At 71.5% G+C, this 19,323-nt stretch carries 11 protein-coding genes; 10 read left to right on the forward strand and 1 reads right to left on the reverse strand.

Translation table 11 applies throughout. The features are described 5' to 3' along the window. The first annotated feature begins 3 nt into the window (after positions 1-3). The 8 genes from BJ989_RS06365 to BJ989_RS06400 all read left to right on the forward strand — a co-directional run bounded on the left by BJ989_RS06365 (position 4) and on the right by BJ989_RS06400 (position 17,044). Complete coding sequence (locus tag BJ989_RS06365) at positions 4-3,666, forward strand: BREX-2 system ATPase PglY family protein (protein ID WP_179517479.1); 3,663 nt, start codon at positions 4-6, stop codon at positions 3,664-3,666. Next, entirely contained in the window at positions 3,663-5,924 is a 2,262-nt protein-coding gene (gene pglZ / locus BJ989_RS06370) for a BREX-2 system phosphatase PglZ (protein ID WP_179517480.1), read from the forward strand. The genes BJ989_RS06365 and pglZ overlap by 4 nt, the downstream gene beginning before the upstream one ends. Positions 5,925-5,971: 47 nt before the next feature. After that, complete coding sequence (locus BJ989_RS06375; protein ID WP_179517481.1) at positions 5,972-6,958, forward strand: hypothetical protein; 987 nt, start codon at positions 5,972-5,974, stop codon at positions 6,956-6,958. Next, entirely contained in the window at positions 6,951-7,382 is a 432-nt protein-coding gene (locus tag BJ989_RS06380) for a hypothetical protein (protein WP_218848746.1), read from the forward strand. The genes BJ989_RS06375 and BJ989_RS06380 overlap by 8 nt, the downstream gene beginning before the upstream one ends. A 155-nt stretch (positions 7,383-7,537) precedes the next feature. Next, the gene (locus BJ989_RS06385) at positions 7,538-8,011 is read left to right on the forward strand and encodes a helicase-related protein (RefSeq protein WP_343049491.1); all 474 of its coding nucleotides are present in this window, start codon (positions 7,538-7,540) and stop codon (positions 8,009-8,011) included. A 119-nt stretch (positions 8,012-8,130) separates the two neighbouring features. Further along, a complete protein-coding gene (locus BJ989_RS06390; RefSeq protein WP_179517483.1) occupies positions 8,131-11,178 on the forward strand; it encodes a hypothetical protein in 3,048 nt (1,015 codons plus the stop codon). A gap of 2 nt (positions 11,179-11,180) precedes the next feature. Next, on the forward strand, positions 11,181-16,379 hold the full coding sequence (locus tag BJ989_RS06395) for a DEAD/DEAH box helicase (protein WP_179517484.1): 5,199 nt from the start codon (positions 11,181-11,183) through the stop codon (positions 16,377-16,379). Then, positions 16,376-17,044 (forward strand): hypothetical protein, encoded by a 669-nt coding sequence (locus BJ989_RS06400; protein WP_246283412.1) that lies wholly within the window; start codon positions 16,376-16,378, stop codon positions 17,042-17,044. The genes BJ989_RS06395 and BJ989_RS06400 overlap by 4 nt, the downstream gene beginning before the upstream one ends. 191 nt (positions 17,045-17,235) lie before the next feature. Here BJ989_RS06400 and BJ989_RS06405 read toward each other — a convergent pair whose 3' ends face one another. Next, entirely contained in the window at positions 17,236-17,973 is a 738-nt protein-coding gene (locus tag BJ989_RS06405) for an NrtR DNA-binding winged helix domain-containing protein (RefSeq protein ID WP_179517485.1), read from the reverse strand. A gap of 112 nt (positions 17,974-18,085) precedes the next feature. Between BJ989_RS06405 and BJ989_RS06410 the strand changes: the two genes are divergently transcribed. Then, the gene (locus tag BJ989_RS06410; RefSeq protein WP_179517486.1) at positions 18,086-18,934 is read left to right on the forward strand and encodes an ARPP-1 family domain-containing protein; all 849 of its coding nucleotides are present in this window, start codon (positions 18,086-18,088) and stop codon (positions 18,932-18,934) included. Then, positions 18,927-19,199, forward strand: a complete 273-nt coding sequence (locus BJ989_RS06415) for a hypothetical protein (protein WP_179517487.1) — start codon at positions 18,927-18,929, stop codon at positions 19,197-19,199. The genes BJ989_RS06410 and BJ989_RS06415 overlap by 8 nt, the downstream gene beginning before the upstream one ends. Positions 19,200-19,323: the final 124 nt, after the last annotated feature.

Below are 19,323 nucleotides of genomic sequence, written 5' to 3' on the forward strand. Positions count from 1 at the left end.
CCCGTGACCACGTACCTGCGCGACGTCATCACCATCCCCGAGCGGGTCAGCGCGAGCGACTTCGTCGTGGGCCTGGCCGAGGGGGTCCAGGACAAGCGCCGGACGCTCGACGACTACGTCGTCACGCCGCAGCTCGCCGAGTGCTTCGACAAGGCGCTGGGGCTGGTCGCCGGGGCGCTGCAGGACCGGCGCTCACGGGCAGCGTTCCTGCACGGTTCCTTCGGCTCCGGCAAGAGCCACTTCATGGCGGTGCTCTACCAGCTGCTCCAGCGCGACCCCGAGGCACGGGCCGTCCCCGAGCTGGCACCGGTCGTGGCCAGGCACGACCCCGCCACGCAGGGGAAACGGGTGCTGCCGCTCACCTTCCACATGATCGGCGCCACGTCGCTGGAGCAGGCGGTCCTCGGTGGCTACGTCCGGCAGGTCCGGCAGGAGCACCCCGACGCGCCGCTCCCACCGGTGCACCGCAGCGACGCCCTCATGGAGAACGCCGACCAGCAGCGCTCCCGGATGGGCGACGAGGCGTTCTTCGCCGCCCTCGCAGAGGGATCGACGTCCGGCAGCGGAGGCTTTGGCGGGATGGCGGCCGGCACCTCGGCTGGCGGCTGGGACGCCGCGTCGTACGACGCCGCACGGCAGGCGCCGCAGGGCGACCCCCGTCGCGACCGCCTCGTCAGCGACCTCGTGCGCACGCTGTTCACCTCGTTCGAGGCGAGCGCCAGCTTCCTCGACCTGGACACCGGCCTCGCGGTGGTCGCCCGGCACGCCGCGTCGCTCGGCTACGACGCGGTGGTGCTCTTCCTCGACGAGCTCATCCTGTGGCTCGCCTCCCACCTCGGCAACCGCGAGTTCGTGACCAGCGAGGGCGCCAAGCTGGCCAAGCTCGTGGAGTCGCAGGACGCCAGCCGCGCTGTCCCCCTGGTCAGCCTCATCGCGCGTCAGCGCGACATCACCGAGTTCCTCGGCAGCCACGTGCCGGGCGCCGAGCGCACCGCGTTCGGCGACGTCTTCGGCTGGTCCCGCGGCCGCTTCGACGACATTCGGCTCGAGGACCGCAACCTGCCCGTCATCGCCGAGAAGCGGCTCCTCAAGCCGAAGGACGAGCAGGCGCGGCGCGTCCTCGACGAGGCGTTCGCCGCCGTCGACCGCCGCCCCGAGGTCTGGGACGTGCTCCTGACCGGCAGCCAGGTCGAGGGCGGTGGCACCGGCTCCGACCACGACGCCTTCCGCCGCACCTACCCGTTCAGCCCCGCCCTCGTCGCCACGCTCGTGGCGATCTCGCAGGCGCTGCAGCGGGAGCGGACGGCGTTGAAGGTGATGCTGCAGCTGCTCGTCGACGGGCGTGAGGAGCTGCAGGTCAACGACCTGGTCCCGGTGGGCGACCTCTTCGACGTCCTCGTCGACACCGACGCGCAGGCGGTCACCGAGGAGCTCAAGAAGTCCTTCGACACGGCCCGACGGCTCTACCACTCGAAGCTGCGCCGGGCGCTCCTCGACCAGCACCAGCTGACCCCGGAGCAGGCCGAGGCGCTGCCGCGCACCCATGCCTTCGTGGCCGACGACCGTCTCGTCAAGACCCTCCTGCTCGCGGCGCTCGCCCCCGACGTCCCCGCGCTCACCGGCCTCACGGCCAGCCGCCTGGCCGCGCTCAACCACGGGACCATCCAGGCGTGGATCCCCGGCATGGAGGTCGCCGTCGTCCTGCAGAAGATGAAGGACCTCGCCGCGCAGGTCAGCGAGGTGTCCGTGGGCGAGGGCGACGACCCGGTCATCTCCGTCGAGCTGTCCGAGGTCGACTACGAGGGCGTCATCGAGCGCGCCCGCGGCGTCGACAACGAGGGCAACCGGCGTCGCGCCCTCCGCCAGATGGTGTGGGACCAGCTCGGCGTCCGCGAGGAGAGCACGCTGGGCGGTGGTCAGTCCTGGAGCACCGTGTGGCGAGGGCGCCGGGTCAGCGTCGACCTGGTCTTCGGCAACGTGCGCGACCGCGGCGAGCTGCCCGACTCCGCCGTGGTGGCCGACGGCGAGCGGTGGAAGGTGGTCGTCGACTACCCGTTCGACGCGGAGGGGCAGAACCCCCGCAGCGACTTGTCGCGCGTCGAGGAGCTGCAGGGCACGGGAGTGCGGTCCAGCACGCTCTTCTGGATCCCGGCCTTCCTGACCAGCCAACGGCTCGAGGACCTCGGGACGCTCGTGGTGCTCGACCACCTGCTCACCGGGTCAGGTGACCGCTTCTTCCAGTACGCCCAGCACCTCAGCCCGATCGACCGGGAGCAGGCCCGCCAGTTCCTGCAGCAGCGCCGCACGTTGCTGCGGGAGAAGCTCACCGGCTGCCTGAAGCAGGCCTACGGGGTCGCCGCCCGCAACGAGGCCGACATCGACGCCGCTAGCGCGCTCGAGAGCCCCTTCGCCACCTTGGCCGAGGGCTTCCGACCGGTGCACCCGGTGGGTGCCACGCTCGGCGACGCCTTCGGCCACCTCGTCGACCAGGCGCTCAGCCACACCTGGCCGGGCCACCCGAAGCTCGTCCCGGGCGACCAGGAGGTGCGGCCCGCCGACGTCCGCAAGGTGCTCGAAGCCTGCACCGCCGCCGTCGAGCAGCCGGGCGGCCGGCTGCAGGTCGAGCAGCGCGACCGGCCGGTGCTGCGGCGGATCTGCAACACCCTCGAGGTCGGCCGGTTCCACGAGAACCACCTGCAGCTCGACGAGGGCACCTTCCCCTGGGGCCGCCGGCTGGCGCAGGCCGCCGCGCGGGAGTCGCTCGGCGACCGGCTGCCGGTCGGCCGGCTGCTCGGCTTTCTCGACGAGCCCGAGCCGCGGGGGCTCGACCGGTCCACGAGCGGGTTGGTGATCAGCGTCTTCGCCCTGATGCAGGACCTCGCGTGGTACCGCGAGGGCGCGCCGGTGCCGGCGCCGGCCGTCGATCAGGTCACCTCGGCGTACGAGCTCCGCAAGCCGGCGCTGCCCGACGTGGCGACCTGGACGGCGGCCCGGGAGACCGCCCGCGCCGCGCTCGACGTGCGGGTGACCGAGCTGCTCAGCGCGGCGAACGTCGCCCGCCTGGTGGCCGGTGTCCGCCAGGCAGCCGACCGGCACGCCGACGGCGCCGCCGAGCTCGACCGGCTGCTCTCCCAGCACCGCGACGACCTCGGCCTCGCCGACGGCGCCCCGCGGTGCGCCACCGCTGCGGCCGCTCGCTCGCTCGTGGAGGCGGTGCGGAGCACGCCCGCCGACGCGGACGTGCTGCGGCTGCTGGCCTCGGTGGAGTGGCCGTCGACGGCCGAGGCTGCGCGTCGCTCGCTGGAGCAGGCGGCAGGCGTGGCACGCGCCCTGCGCTCGGCCAACTGGGAGGTGCTGCGGGTGCTGCGCGCCGTCGAGGACCACCGTCGCGACCAGGCCGAGTCCCTCGCGCGACGCCTCGAGGACGCCGCACGGCACGACGAGATGGCCACCAGCCTTCCTCCAGAGCTCACGACCGTCGAGCGCGAGGCCGTCCGCCTCCTCGCAGTGACGCCGCCAACGCCGCCAACGCCGCCCCCGCCGCCCGCTGGTGAGCGGCGCACCGTCGTGGCGCGCGACATCGCGCAGGTGCTCGACGAGCTGAGGGCCGCCGCTGCCGCGCAGCCGGACGCCACCGTCGTCGTCACCTGGACGGTCCAGCCGTGACCGGAGCCCCCGTGGTCGACCAGCGGGACGTGCGCGCCGCCGTGCACAGGGCCTGGGTCCAGCAGCAGCGTCCCGAGCGGCTGCTGCTGCTGCGCGGCCAGCCTCAGTGGGCAGGTGGCGACGTCGTGCGCGTCGACGACGTGGACGTCAGGGTGGCGCCGGCCGTGTCGCCGCTCGCCGTCCGCGACCTGCTCGCCTCCCACCCGGACGACCGGCTCGTCGTCGTGACCGACGTGCCGGAGTCCGAGCTCGGTGCCGACCTCCTCTCGCGGGCCGTGCGCCAGCGGGTCGGGGCGGTGGACACCTGGGACGCCGTGCGCGGCGCCTTCGGCGTCACCCGGCCGGAGGCCCTCGACCCTGCCCTGGTCCGCGACGGCGAGGTCCTGGCGAGGGCGCTCCTGGACCGGATGCCGCCCGGGGGGTGGCCCTCGCCCGTGTCCGGCCTGCTGACCCGCGAGCACGCGTACCGCAGCCTCGCCTCGGAGCTGCTGCGCACGCCGAGGGACCTCGACGCCGCCGGTCTCCTCGACTGGTCCAGGGACGCTCTCGGGACCCTGGCGTTGCACGAGATGGAGCCGCGGCTCCGCGAGCTCCTCGTCCCCTGGGTGCTGCGGCACACCGGCTCGGGCACCGGGCCGGTGGTCGACCTCGCGGTCGCCGGCCGAGGCACCGACGCCGTCGCCATGGGGCTCGTCGCCGGCGCGGCCTGGTCCACGGGGTCGAACGACCGGGTCAAGGGCAAGGTCGAGCAGGTGCTGGGCCGCCCGACGCTGCCGGCCGACGAGGCCAGCCGGTGGGCGGAGCTGTCGCTCGGCTGGGTGCTGCGCCGGCTCGGCACCGACCGCCGCGCGGTCGACGAGGTCCTCGAGCAGGCCGACCGGCTCCTGGCCGAGCTGGGCGCCGAGGCCCTGGCCGGTCACAGCAAGGTGGTGCCGTCGGGCCTGCGGGCGCGTTGTGCTGCCGTCGCCGAGGTGCTCCCCGGGGCCGCCGCGGGGGACCGTCGCGCGCTCGACCAGGCGGAGACCCGGATCCTGGCAGTGCGGGCACACGTCCTGGCGGGCACCGACCCGGTGGCACAGGCGCTGGAGATGGCAGTGCGCCTCGTGCGCTGGCTGCAGGTGCGCGAGGGGCTCCCGGCCCACGCCGAGGAGGCCCTTCGTTGGCAGGTCGCCACGGGTGGGTGGGTCGACCGCGCCCGGCAGGTGGTGGCGAACGGCGTCAGCGACCCCCAGGTGCAGGCCAGCCTGGCCGCCGTCCACGCCGCGGCGAGCGCGCGCCGCGCTGACGTCGACGCGGCCGCTGCAGCGCACGTGGCGTCGGCAGTCGCGGCCGACCAGCCTCCCGGACGGCTCGTCCCGGTCGAGGACGCACTGCAGAGGTTGGTGCAGCCGCTCGCGGCGTCCGCCCCGGTCCTGCTCCTCGTGCTGGACGGCATGTCCGCCGCGGTCGCCTCCGAGATCGTCGAGTCCGCAGCTGCCATCGGCTGGACCGAGCACCAGCGCGACCCGGCCGCGGGCCGCGACGTGCTGATGGCCGGGCTGCCCACCGTGACGGAGGTGTCGCGCACGAGCCTCCTCGCCGGCCGGCGGACGCGGGGCGGCCAGCGCGAGGAGCGCGCCGGCATCGCAGAAGTGCTCGGCGCCGGGACAGCGCTGTTCCACCTCGGTGACCTCCTGGCGGGCGCCGGCCGCGACCTCCCCGACGAGGTCCGCGACGCCGTGCAGGACACCTCGACGCGCGTGGCGGCCGCCGTCCTCAACGCCGTCGACGACAGCCTGTCGGGCGGGGACCCGGCACGGACGCGCTGGACGGTCGACAAGGTGCGGCACCTCGAACCGTTGCTCGAGCGGGCGCGCGCTGCGGGCCGGGTGGTCGTCCTCACGTCCGACCACGGCCACGTCGTCGACCAGGGACCAGCGAGCGACGTGCTCTTCCAGCGGTCCGGCGCCGGAGCGCGTTGGCGTGCCGGCGCCGACGACGTAGGGCCCGAGGAGGTCCGGCTCAGCGGACCCCGCGTCCTGCAGTCGGACGGCGACGTCGTGGCGGCCGTGGGGGAGCGGCTGCGGTACAAGCAGCGCAGCGAGGGCTACCACGGCGGCGCTGCGCTGGCCGAGCTGGCAATCCCGTTCGTCGTGCTGGCACGTCGAGGCTCCGAGGTTGTCGGTCACGGGCAGGTGGGGACTGTCGCTCCGGAGTGGTGGACGTCGCCCGCGGTGGCCGACTACGGGACACCAGGGGAGGACACCTTGTTCGACTGACGGCTGTCGGTGGGTCGTGTGACCATCGTCGGCGGAAGGAGACGCACATGCCGATCCCGCTCATCGCGGCTGGCCTGATCGCCGCTGGCGCTGCCTCAGGGGGCGGTGGCCTCGCCCTCGGCGGCAAGGGAGCCCGCGACCTCAAGAAGGCCAACGACCGGCTGAGGGGAGCCGCGCGTCGTCCCACCGCGGAACGAGACCTGACCGAGGCAGCCGTCGCGCGCACGAACGCGGGGCTGCAAGAGCTGGGGGAGCAGCAGGATCGGTGCCTCCAGGACGTCGTCCTCAGGATGGGTGAGTTCCTGCGGCGCCATGCCCGGCAGGTCAAGGAGAGCGAGCGGCTCCTGGTCGACGGCATCGACGCCACCGTCAGTGCTGTGCCAGGTACGTCGAGGATCGACGCCGACGCGGTCGCCTGGGTCCGCGGTGCGGTCACCACGGCCTTGGCCGGCACCACGGTGTCCGCGGGTGTCACGGGAGCCGTCGGCACCTTCGGGGTCGCGAGCACCGGGGCTGCGATCTCCGGGCTCTCAGGCGCAGCGGCGGAGAGCGCCACCCTCGCCTTCCTCGGCGGTGGCAGCCTCGCGTCCGGCGGTGGTGGGATGGCCCTCGGTGCGACCGCCCTCAACTTCGTGACGCTAGGACCTGCGGTCCTCGTCGGCGGTCTCGTCGTCGCGAACCAAGGCACGAAGGCACTCACCAAGGCACGGGAGTACGAAGCGAGGATCGAGGTGACCGTTGCCGAGCTCTCGGCGACGCGAGCCCGCCTCGAGGCCATCGACGCACGCGTGGCAGAGCTGGCGGACCTGCTCGAGAGACTCCGCGATCGCGGCACGCGAGCTCTCGACCTGCTGGAGTCCGAGCCTTTCGAGCCCGATCGGCACGTCGACCGGTTCCAGGCGGCGCTCACCGTCGCAATGGCCGTGCGGGACGTCGCTGCGACGCCCGTGGTCGACGGCGCTGGGGACCTCAACGACAGGACGGCGACGTTCTCCGTGAAGTACCGACCAATGACAGAGGAGCCAGGTGACTGACGACAAGAAGGTCCACGTCGGCAAGGTGGTCAAGCAGGGCGGCGAGGTCGCCACGGGTGCGTCGGGCATCAACGCACTGCACAACCTCGTCCAAGCGGCGAAGGAAGTCTTCGTCGTCCACGAGGAGGAGAGCACCAAGCGCAAGCGGCTTGACGCGTACGAGGCCACGGAGGTTGCGAGGATCAGGGCTGCGGAGAGCGCCCTCAAGGACTACTTCGCGCAGGTCTTCGCCGAGCGGCGCCACGTGATCGACGAGAGCTTCGAGCGGTTGGACCGTGCCATGGAGGACGGCGATGCTGCCACGGTGCACCAGGTAGTGCGCGGCATCGTGGACATCGCGCAGTCATCGCCGCTCGCCGACCTCGGGGACCTCGGAGAGATCCGCAAGGCCCTCGACGACCCGGACCAGGTCTGGGAGCTCTGAAGCTCCAGCGCGAAGCCTGTCGCACGAGGTCAGGCAGCACTCTGCGCTATCGGCGGACGTGCGCCCTCGCCCCGCCGTACCGTTGCGCCGCCGGACGACGCGCAGGGGAGGGCCCATGTCGATCGAGCAGGCGGTGCGGGCGACGCTCGCCGCTCATCCGTGGAGCAGCAAACGAGTCATCGGCGGTCTACGGCACCATGAACGGCGACGAGCGAGAGCTCTTGTTGCCTGCCTTCAAGGAGCGCGACACCACGGTCCTCACCGCGCCCCGCGTGCTCGACGAGGGCGTCGACGTGCCGGAGGCGGACCTCGGCGTCATCGTCAGCGCGAGCAGCAGCAAGCGCCAGATGATTCAGCGCATGGGCCGCGTGCTGCGTCTGAAGCAGGGCGATCGCACGGCGCGCCTTGTCGTCCTCTTCGCTGAGGGAACCGTGGAGGACCCCCGAGAGGGGGCTTACGAGAGCCTCATCGGCTTCGCGTGGGAGGTCGCCGACGAGGCGGAGGTCTTCGCGTCCTCGGCCTCCGTGCCGCGCGTGCTCGAGTTCCTGCGTCCGACGTTCGACGGGCCCGAGGCGCCCTCGACCCGGGACCGCGGCTGCGCCCCGTCGTACGCCCCGCGGCCACGTTGAGGAGCACCGCTCCCTGCAGTCCGGCGGGCACGATCGCCCGTTGATGTGTGCCGAGTGGCGCGATTCCGCAGCACTGTGTCGGTGGCTCGACCTAGGTTGCTGCGGAGCAAGGGGGATCGATGGACAAGTGGGACGAGTACAACCGATGGAACGCCGCGGTCGCCGAGGTCGTGTTCCCGGCGCTCGAGCAGCCTGGACCTGTCTACCTCGACTTCGAGGACGACGTGATCGAGGCGCTGTCGACGCGGATGAGCCTGGCGACGGACCGGGTGCCCGCGGCGCTCGCTGCGGCAGTGGCGGCCACGTTGGTGGATGGGGGCCCGGCAGCGGTCTTCGAGCTGCACATGACTCGGTTGCGCCGGTGGGTGCGGGCAGGGCGGCCGGGGTCACCCCCATTCCTGGCGGTGCTCGCCTCGTTCTGCCTCGCGGCCGAGCAGATGACCCGCGGCGACGGCATGGCGGCCCACAACTTCTTCGGTCGGTTGCGCGCGGTGCTTGGGTGGGACCTCGAGGACTCACGGCTCGACCAGGCCTACCGGCGGGTGGCGGAACGCTTGTGGGGCGAGCTCAACCGGTGGCTCGTCGAGCTCGACGGCCAGCGCGGACTGCCCACCGCGTACGCCCTCAGCCACCGCTTCGTCGGTCTGACCGTCTCGCAGGCTCTGGTGCGGAGCGGTGACCGCGAGAAGCTCAAGCACTTCTTCCGCCAGTACGGCTTCTCGCCGGGCGCCGACGTGGCGCCAGGTGAGCTCGCACTCGTCCTCGACAGCTGGATGTCGCAGCAGCCGTGCCCTGTCTCAGCGAGCCTCGAGCGGCTCTGGCGTCGTGGTCAGGCACGCGAAAGGATCGCTCAGGCAGCGGCAGTCGCCCTCTCTTCCTGGGACGGTGGTGTGCGCGAGCGTCGTGGCTCTGCCGATGGCAAGCCCGCCGCTGGCCACCTCGCACTGACCCTCGAGCTGGGGTCGTTCCCGAGGAGGCGCTTCGCGCTGCAGGCCCTGCTCTACCTGCCGCAGCCGGAGCGTCCCCGGGACGCGACCGTGCTGACGGCGACCCCTCGTGCAGACGTCGAGCTGGTGCCCGACCTCCCAGGCACGCTCAGCCTCGGGCGTGGCAGCTCCTTGCACGCCGGTGACGTGCTCGGCGGGCTCCTCCGGTTGCAGGACACGCTGACCGGTCAGGTCCTCGAGCGTCGTCCGCGGCGGTTCGTCCTCTTCCGGGAGGACGAGCTGTCGAAGCGCTGGGTCGAGGCACCGCAGGTGATGCTCGGCGACAGCGTCCGCATCCTGGTGCACAACGACCTCGTGCCGCGTCTGCGGTCCGTGCTCGAGGTGGTCGCCCGACCAGGCTGGGCCGAGCTCCAGCGTTACGCTGGCCAGCCGGACGAGTGGTCCCTGTTCGGCGGTGTCGAGGTCTTCACTCACCCGGGCGACCTGGTCAACCCCCAACGCATGGACGACTTGTTGCCGCTGATCCCGCTCACGCGGAGCCAGCTCAAGGTGGCAGGCGGCTTCTCGCTGCCGGGGCAGGTCCGCGGCAAGTGGCACACGTGGTCGCCTCCTGAGATCCGCGCGGTCAGCGACGCCCCTGGCGGCTTCCTCGTGCGACTGGTCGACCTCGGAGGTCGTGGCCTCGGCGAGGACGTGACCGAGACGGTGCTGGGCGAGTGGCAGGACTCCGGGGCGGGCGTGCTGGTACAGCCGCTGGCAGAGCTCGAGCTCGAGGACGGGGACTACCGTGTCGAGCTGGTCAGCCTCGTCTCGAAGGGCGTCCTATCGACGACATCCGTCCTGCTCCGTAGCGCCGACTCGCCAGACACCCGGCAATGGGCCCTGCTCGACCCGATCTCCTACGGACCCGGCGTCGGCGTGCTAGGGGCGCCCGTCGAGGCCGAGACGCCGGTCGTCCGGGGACACCTCGTCCAGGGGGCCCGCGGAGCTGCCCTCCTGCAGGACAGGGTGCCGGGACGTCCCGGCTGGTCCACCGGGGAGCGCTCTTCCGCACGGACCGAGTCCAGCGTCCGGCTCACCATCCCGGACGCTGACTCGTGCGTGTTCACCGGCAAGCACCGCGAGCACGTCGACACGGTCCCGGTCAACTCGTCGGGAAAACCGCTCGAGCCGTGGTCCTTCGGCCGGTGCACCGGCTGCGGACTGGTCCGCCGCTACCCCACACGGCTCAAGCGGTCGACGTACGGGCGCCGCCGCGACGACGCGCCGCCCGTCGAGGTCAGGAGGCAGAACGACGTGAGCGACCTGCCCGCAGCGGTGGTCGAGCACGACCGCCAATGGGCGACCGCGTTCGACGCCATGCTTCACACCGGAGGAGGGTCCTGGGCACAGCTCGAGCGCATCGCGTTCCAGCTCGAGCCGTCGGCGCTGTTCCTCGACCAGATGGCCCGCACGCTCGAGGTGCTCGGCCACCTCGACGTGCGACGGAGTGCAGACACCCTCGACCCCGTGGCCTGGGAGGTGTCGCCCACCATCCTCGCGGGCACGACCGACGGTTTTCTCTTCTCCGGCTTCTGGCCCGGAGCGATGTACGTGACCGTCGGATCGGCCATCGAGGACGCGGGCGGCACGCTCGCGGTCGACGATCCGTCGGACGACTTCGCCTCGTACTATGCGAACGCCTCACCCGACGAGCTCCGCGAAGCCCTGATGACTGTCGGGGAGGACATCCCGGTGGTCCCACAGGCGTGGGAGGCGCTCGCCGCGGAGCTGCCCCCGCTCAGCGAGGTCCTGACTGCTCTGCCGCGCCAGCGAGCCGTGCCCACGGGCGAGATCACGTGGTTCCAGCCTAGGGACGCGACATGGTCGAAGGTCTCGTCCCTCGACGCGCCCGGCGCGTTCCGGGTACGGAGGTTCAAGACGCTCGACGTCGTCCGTAGTCAGGCAGACGTCGACGAGGGGACCTTCGCCCGGTCGACCGTGCAGCTGAGCAAGCACCTCGGCGCATTGATCGCCGGTCGCGCGCCTCTCGTCGCCTACGACGACGTGCGGGGGCACCTGGTGGTGCCGCTCGGGGCTGACCTCCCGGGCCTCTACGGCCGCGCCCTCGTCGCTGCCTCGGGACGGCCGCCGACGGCCGATCGACGCACGCGACTGCTGCGTTACGCCGACGTCCCTCCCGACCTCGCCGGTCACGTCTACCACCTCCTGAGGAGCTGAACGTGCGCCCCGTCCCCGCACCGCACCAGGTCGCGTCGTCCCTCGAGGACGACCTGCTGTCCTACATCGACACCGCCTACTGGCTTCGGGACCCCGAGGTGATGACAGAGCGGAGAGCCGTCCTCACGGCGCCGGGCACGCTCTTCCAGGAGCCCCTGCTCGAGCCCGTGCTTCCATATCCGGGGACGGTCGACGCAAGGACCACCTGTGTCCGAGCGGGGTTGTCGGAGTCCGAAGCCGACGTGCTGCTCCGCAGCGTCTTCGGCGAGACCGCTGCTGTCGGGATGAAGCTCCGCCAGCACCAGGCCGACACGATGCTGTGCTCCCTGTCAGAGGGCGAGGGCGCACGCCACCCCGTGGTGACGTCCGGCACCGGCTCGGGGAAGACGGAGTCCTTCCTGCTGCCGGTGCTCGCTAGGTTGCTGGTCGAGGCTCGCGGGTGGTCCGCCGACGAAGAGCTCCGCCCATGGTGGGACTCCCAGCCGCTCAAGTGGCGTCCCACGCGCTCGGGCGGACGTCCTGCGGCGGTGCGGGCCATCGTCCTCTACCCGATGAACGCCCTGGTCGAGGACCAGGTCGCACGTCTTCGGCGCACGCTGCGGCGGCTGGAGCGTCTGGGCGGGCCGCGACTCTGGTTCGGCCGCTACACCGGGGCGACGGTTGGACGCTCCGGCATGCCGAGCGGCGGTCGGCACAGGGACCTCGTGAAGGTCGCGGGTGAACTTCGGGCCATGTGCCAGGAGATGGACGACTTGGCCACGGCTGGCGACGACCTGACGTCACAGCTGACAGATCCACGCGCGGTCGAGATGGTGACGCGCTGGGACATGGTGGCGGCCCCCCCGGACGTCCTGGTGACGAACTACTCGATGTTGAACGTCATGCTCATGCGACAGGTCGAGCAGCCGATCTTCGAAGGCACTCGTGCTTGGCTCGCGGCTGACGGCGACCGAGTCGTCACCTTGGTCGTCGACGAGCTCCACCTGTACCGGGGCACTCAGGGCGCTGAGGTCGCCATGATCGTCCGGAACCTGTGCGACCGCCTGGGACTGGCGCCGGACAGCCCGCAGCTCCGCATCATCGCTACAAGCGCGTCCTTGGACGACGACCGTGGTGACTACCTGCAGTCGTTCTTCGGGACGCCAGCGGAGCGCTTCATGACGGTCCCCGGCCAGCAGGCCGAGCTCGGGGTCCACCGCCGGCTGGACCCCGTTCAGGTGCGACGAGATCTCGACAGCGGCGACATCGGCGGCCTGGACCGTGACATCGCAGCGGCGTGCTTCGACGGGACGCCTGGCGCGCCGCTTCGCGCGACCGCCCTCTCGACGGTGGCGGACCGGCTGTTCGGCAACCGCGACCACGACGCCCTGCTCGCGGAGGTGCTCGCTCGTCTCGGTGACCAGCCCGCGGAGGGACAGATCCCCTTCAGGACCCACCTCCTCCTGCGATCGATGCGAGGGATGTGGGCGTGCTGTGATCCGTCGTGCACAGAGGTCGAGCCCGCGGCCTCAAGGGCAGTCGGCAAGTTGTACGCCCGCCCGCGGCACTTCTGCCGGTGCGGCGGACGTGTCCTCGAGCTGTTGTACTGCGACCACTGCGGTGACCTCGGACTCGGCGGCTACCTCATCTCAGGCGGGGAGGACGGCTGCTTCCTCGCGGCGACTCCGGCGGACGTCACCCCCGACGCTGAGAAGGTCGTGTTCCGGCGGCCTGCCAGCTCCTACGTCTGGTACCGACCAGGTCTCCCCAACCACCTGCCGACCTGGGAGCACCCCAGCCCCGGTGACACCAAGATCAGGTTGACCTTCCTCCCGACCGAGCTGCACCCGCGGCTCGGCTACCTCGACCACACTTCTCGCACGGACGCCACCGGCGTGACTTTGTCGTGGAGCGGCGGTCCTCCTGGCTGGGCACCGCCTGCGCTACCTTCGAGGTGCCCCTCCTGCGGCCACGCGGACGTGCAGCAGCGGTTCCGGCAAGGCGTCGTGCGGTCGCCGGTCCGTGCCCACACGCAAGGCACCGACCAAGCCGTCCAGCTGCTCGTGTCGAGCGTGGTGCGGGCAGTCTCCACGTCCGAGCGCCCGGAGAAGACGATCGTCTTCACCGACAGTCGTGAGGATGCCGCCGCCACGGCGATGGGGCTGGCCGAGAACGGCTTCGCCGACCTCGTGAGACAGCTCGTCGGTCGCAGCCTGGAGAAGGAGGACGACGTCGTCCGCGTGCTGCGCGACGGGGCGGTCGGCGGCAGGCTCGCTCCGGGTGAGATGGCACGTTACGACCAGCTCCGCCAGCAGCACCCCGAGGTCAGTCTCGCCTACGCGGCGATGGCCATGGGGTTGGCGCAACCGGTGCACCTCGAGCAGGTCGCGGCTTTCGAGGCGAGCCGGGGGAGGGGGCGCGCCACGGCGTGGCCAGACCTCGTGGACCAGCTGATGGTCGAGCTGGTCGCACTGGGGGTGCCGCCGGGGGGTCAGCGAGCGATGCTGCTGCAGCTCGAGGACGGGTCACCGTGGCACCGGGTCTTCGAACCGCCCGCGCCAGGAGATTGGGATCCTCTCCCTCACGGGCCAGCGCGCCAGAAGTACCACGAGCTCTATCGACGCTACCTGGTGATGGCGCTCGGTGACGCACTCCTCGGCGGTCGCGGACGTGACCTCGAGATGACGTTGGTCGGCCACCTGTCGCTCCGAGGCGCTGCCGAGCGGATCCCACCGGACCTCGGGGAGGTGCTCCCGACGGCGCTCAGGCTGATGGGAGCGAGCAACCGGTGGTCGCCGGGTCACCAGCCGGCGAAGACCGTTCTCCCCCGGCGCGTCAAGGACTACCTCCTACGGGTCTGCGCCTCGCGAGGGCTGCCGGCCGAGGAACTGGAATCGTTGGTGGTCGAAGCACTGGGGCTGGTGACCGAGGAACGGAACTTGGCGCTAGGTCGTCTCGACCTGCCGCTCGAGGTCCAAGCCCCGGGTGAGCAGGTGTGGATCTGCCAGTCGTGCGCCGCCCGTCACCTCCACCCCTCAGCAGGTGTCTGCATGCGGGAGAGATGTACCGGCGCGCTCGTGGCACAGCCGTTGGCGCCTCTGGCCGCAGACGACTACTACGTAAGGCTGGGTCGACTCACGCCTGCCCGGATGGCTGTGGCTGAGCTGACGGGCCAGACGAGCCCTCCATCGTTGGCTCGTGCGAGGCAACGCCGGTTCCGGGGAGCGCTGCTGCCGCGTCCGCAGGAGAACGAGCGCAGCTCTCCGCTCGACGTGCTGAGTGTGACGACGACGATGGAAGTAGGTGTCGACATCGGGTCGCTCAGCTCGACGGTGATGGGAAACATGCCTCCGCAGCGGTTCAACTACCAGCAGAGAGTGGGGCGCGCGGGTCGCGCGGGTCAGCCGTTCTCGTACGCAGCGACGCTGTGCCGAGACCGTTCGCACGACGACTACTACTTCAACGAGTCGATGAGGATCACCGGAGAGGCGCCACCCCAGCCTTTCCTGGACACACAGCGTGTGGCGATCCTGCGACGCGTCGCCGCGGCCGAGGTGCTCCGTCAAGCGATGTTGTCATTACCTGAACCGCCTGCTCCGGGTCGGAGCGTGCACGGCTCCTTCGGGCGCGCCGCAGACTGGGGCGCGCGCAGACAGGGAGTGGCCAACTTTCTCGCGACGTCCCCAGCGGTGGAGCGTGTTGTTCGTCGACTCGCCGCCCACACCGGAGTCAGTGACGTGGAGGTCGACGACCTGGTGTGCTGGTTGCGCCAGCGGCTGGCCGACCGCATCGACGCTGTCGTCACGGACCCGCTTTTCACCCAGTGGGAGCTGTCGGAGCGGCTGGCCAACGCCGGTGTCCTGCCGATGTTCGGCTTCCCGACGCGAGTGCGCACCCTGTGGTACCCCGCGGGCGGAGGCAAGGTGGAGGAGGTGTCGGACCGGCCGCTAGGGCAAGCCGTGTCCTTGTTCTCATCAGGCTCCCTCGTGACGAGGGACGGTTGGGTCTACGAGGCCGACGGTTTCGCCGACTACGACCACCGGGGGCGGTCACGAAACCCGCTCGAGGCACGCGTCGAGATCAGGCGGTGCACGGTGTGCAGCTTCGCGGACTCCGACACCGGGACGGCGACGAGACCGGGGTGCCCAGTCTGCGGTGGGCAGGTGCGGGCGTCGACGATGTTCCAGCCAGGTGGGTTCCGGGCCGGCGGCCGCAGCGACAGACGGGGCGAGGACCTCGAGTCGACGAGTGCCAGCAGGCCGGTCCTCGGTTGGGTCGAGACGTCGAAGGACGCGCTCCGGGCAGGAGCCATGGACTTGTGGGTCGTCGACCAGGGCAAGCTCCTGACGGTGAACGACAACGCCACTCGATTGTTCGCGACAAAGCGCGAGGCGGACGGCAGCTATGTGGTGGTCGAGGACGGCGGCGGGGGGCCCAGAGGTGCCATCGGTGAGGTCAGGGTGACCGACGCCCTGCTGATCCTGCCCAGGGACGTCTCGCTGCCCGGAGGCGTCGTCCCCACGCTTCGTCACGAGTGCCGGAACGGCGGCCCCGCACTGCACTCCTTCGCGGAGGCCCTTCGGCGCGGTGCGCAGGCCGAGCTCGACATCGAGCCCAATGAGATCACGGTCGGTCTGCAAGGCAGGCGAGTCCACGATGTCGTGACGGCCAATCTCTATGTCGCGGACACGTTGGAGAACGGCGCTGGGTACGCCTCTGAGCTTGGTGTCCCTGACCGTCTGCTCACCGTGGTCCGCAGGATCGCCGACGGTCTGGGCCAGACATGGACGAGCGACGCCCACACGTCGTGTGACTCTGCCTGCCCCGACTGCCTCCGCGCTTACGACAACAGGCACATGCATCCGGTGCTCGATTGGCGGCTCGCTCTCGACGTCGCCGATCTCGCGCTAGGCCGTGAGCTCGACGAAGCACGGTGGCTCGGGCTGGCGCCCGAGGTCGTCGATCGCTTCATCACCGCCTTCGGTGGAGTGCTCGGCGGGGTAGCACCTGGGGAGGTCAACGGGTTGTCCTACGTACGCCACGGCAAACGCGCAGTCGTGCTCACCCATCCGATGTGGCGTTCCGACAGCCCACAGCACGTCCCGCGGTTGCAGGAGGTCGTCTCTGCACTTCGCAGCGAGAGCGCGTCGGCAGTCGCGACCCACGACGTGCGTTCGGCGCGCTCTTACCCTGAAGGCCTTTACCGACTGCTGCTCGATTGATCAACTTTTGGGAAGGCATCGTCTTGCGCAACCGATTGGTCACCCTGCTCGACCTGGGCCTCGACGAAAGTTTCAATGCGGCAATGGCATTCGTGCAGGGGGTGCTGAGCAACGTCAATGCTGGCTACACGGTTCCGCACCTCGATGTGGACTTCGTCCGGTCGAGGGACCCGCTGACGATCCAGGGAGCCATCTCGTCGAGGTGCGACGTGCTGCACGTGATGGCGCACGGTGACCACTCTGCGAGCCCGTCTTTCGTGTCGTCCGACGGCGCGACCGAGGTGGACCTCGGAGTCCTGGCTGAGGGCCTTGCGCGAGGCCTCGACGGGATTGCGGGCGGTGCGGTGGTCATTGCCGACGGCTGCAAGACCGGTATCGGCATCTGGCAACGAGCGATCCGGGACTGTCTCGAAGGCGAGATCACCTACATCGGGACCACCGCCAACATCGGATGGCACGAGTCAACGGTCTTCTGCTCGGCCTTCTACGGGTCGCTGCTTCGGGACCGAGGCCGCGGAAGGTCGGCTGCCCAGCAAGGTATGGACGCAGCAGAACGCGCCGCCAAGGCATACGAGGTGCTGACCGACAGGAAGTGCCCGTTCAGGGTGTCGACCCTGACTCCGAGCAGTCGTGCCAAGAGGGCGATACGCGGTGCGAACGGGTGACAGGGTGGTTGGAGGCAGCCAGACGGCTGACCGTTGATCTGGGGCTCGATGCCGACGACGCCTGGGGCCGATGCGCGACGCGCTGAAGGGCGCTGGCTATCCGCGGCCCAGGGCTCCGTGCCGGCCCCGGGCCGTCGCAATTGATCCTTCGCCACGGGTAGACCCCCACTCTGCCGCAGGCAGAGGGGACGTCAGTGAGGGCTTGTCGCCCGCGGCAGCGGGAACGGCCCCGACCCCTGCACCCGCCGCGGCGGCCTGAACACCTGAGCCGGGCGCCCGACCGACTCCTGCGACAGCACCTCGTTGCCCGACTTGTCGACGACGGGCTCGAGGAACTCCCGCATGCGACGGTTGAAGGTGTCGCGCTTGAGCGGTTCGCCCAGCACCGCCTCGTGGGCGTGCCGCAAGCGGCTCAGCGTGAACGGCGCGCGCAGCAGCCCGTCAGGGTCTGGCAGCCGCTCGTAGCGGCGCCGCATCCGGCGCAACCCGGTGGTCACCATGTCGTCGTGGTCGTAGGCCAGCGGCGTCCGGGTGACCCGCCGGCCTCGCGAGGCGTCGCCGCGCACCTGCACGGTCTGCGCCTCGGGCGTGAGCCGGGCCAGGTCGTGCTCGGTGATCGCGGCGGACCACGCCAGCGACACCACCCATCCGCGCGGATCGCGCGACGGGTCGTCGTACACGCCGAGCATGCGGAGGTCGAGTCGCCGGGGGCGGTGGCCGAGCTTGACCTCGAGGACGTCGCCGACGGTCTCGGTGACCCGCTGGCACTCACGCACGAAACGACCCGGCAGGGCTAGGGGGTCGGGCCCGGCGTCGAGGGCGACCACGCCCAGTGCGTGGCGCCCTCCCTCGGGATCCGGCACCAGCGTGAAGAGCGCCAGGTCGACGGCGAGGTTGGGTCGGGGGTAGTCGTCGAGGGGGCGGCTCACGCCGGTCACCTTAGCGAGCATCTGCGGGAAGTTTGCGCAGACCTGCGCCAATGTCTGCTACAGTCCTTTTTGTGAGGATCTGCGCAAAGCGGATCCGGTGAGGAGGTGGACGATGCTCCACGTAGGACAGGGCACGACGATCGGGGCACTGACCGTGTTCCCGGTGTGGAACGGCCGGGCGGGCGTCCGGCACTACGTCACGGACGCGGCGGCGCTCGAGGTCGCCGAGGTCGAGGGCGGCGCGGTGCCGCAGCTCGGCGCCGTCAACCGGGGCAGCAAGGACGTGCTGGTGCTCGACGGCCAGCTCTTCGAGGGCGGGTGGCAGCACCGGATGGCGGCGCGCTCCGCCGTCGTCGGGGCCGGCGAGCGCGGCACCGTCGACGTCGTGTGCGTCGAGCAGGGACGCTGGGGTGGGGCGCGCGAGCAGGTGACGCGCGGCCGCCGCGCCTCGACCTACGTCCGTGGCGGTCTCGACGCCCGCGGCGCGGACGACGCGCAGTCCGAGGTGTGGCGCCGGGTCGGCCGCGACGCCGTCGGCCTACCGACCGGCTCGTTCGTCGAGCACCTCGACCGCGCCGGCGACCGGCTGCAGCGACGGGTGGCCCGTCTGCGCCCGCTGCCCGGGCAGACCGGCGTGCTCGTCGGCGTCGGTGGGCACCCGCTGCTGCTCGAGGACTTCGACCACCCGCGCACGCTCGCCGAGCAGTACGACGCGATCCTGCGCGCCGCCGTTCTCGACTGCGCCGGCCGCCCGGCCGAGCCGACGCCCGGGCGGCGCGCGCGACGGGTGGTCGAGCGGTTGAGCCGGGTGCGCCCGGAGGGGCCGCTCGACGCGGACGGGCGCAGCCGGCTGCTGCGCGCCCGCACCGACCGGCTCGACGTCGCCGTGCTCGAGCGCGACGGGCGACGCGTGCACCTGCGCGTCGTCTCGCCCCACCACCCGGTGGTCGTCGGTGCCTGAGAGCGCGGTGGGCCGTGTCGTGGCCCTCGTCGCTTCGGGCAGGGTCGACGCGGCGGAGGTCGTGCCGGCGCTGCGAGCGGCGCTGGGAGCCGGCGGAGTCGCAGACGACAGCCTCGACGCCACGCTCCGCAGGCTGGCCGGCGTCGAGGACGACCGCGACGGCGGCGGCACCTGGACCGAGGTCGAGGCGGCGCGGGTCACCGGGCGCCTCACCGAGGAGCAGTACGCCGTGCTGCGCGCCGGCGTGCTCGGCCACGGCCGGTGACGCTGTCGGCGCGCGACCGTACGGTGGGCCCATGCCTCGACCACGTCTCTGTCGCCACACACGGCGCTAGTCGTCCTCCCGGCCGGGTGGGCGGCGCGCCGACCGGACGACGGAGGCGAACGAG

The organism is Nocardioides perillae, assembly GCF_013409425.1.
GTDB classification, from domain to species: Bacteria; Actinomycetota; Actinomycetes; order Propionibacteriales; family Nocardioidaceae; genus Nocardioides; species Nocardioides perillae.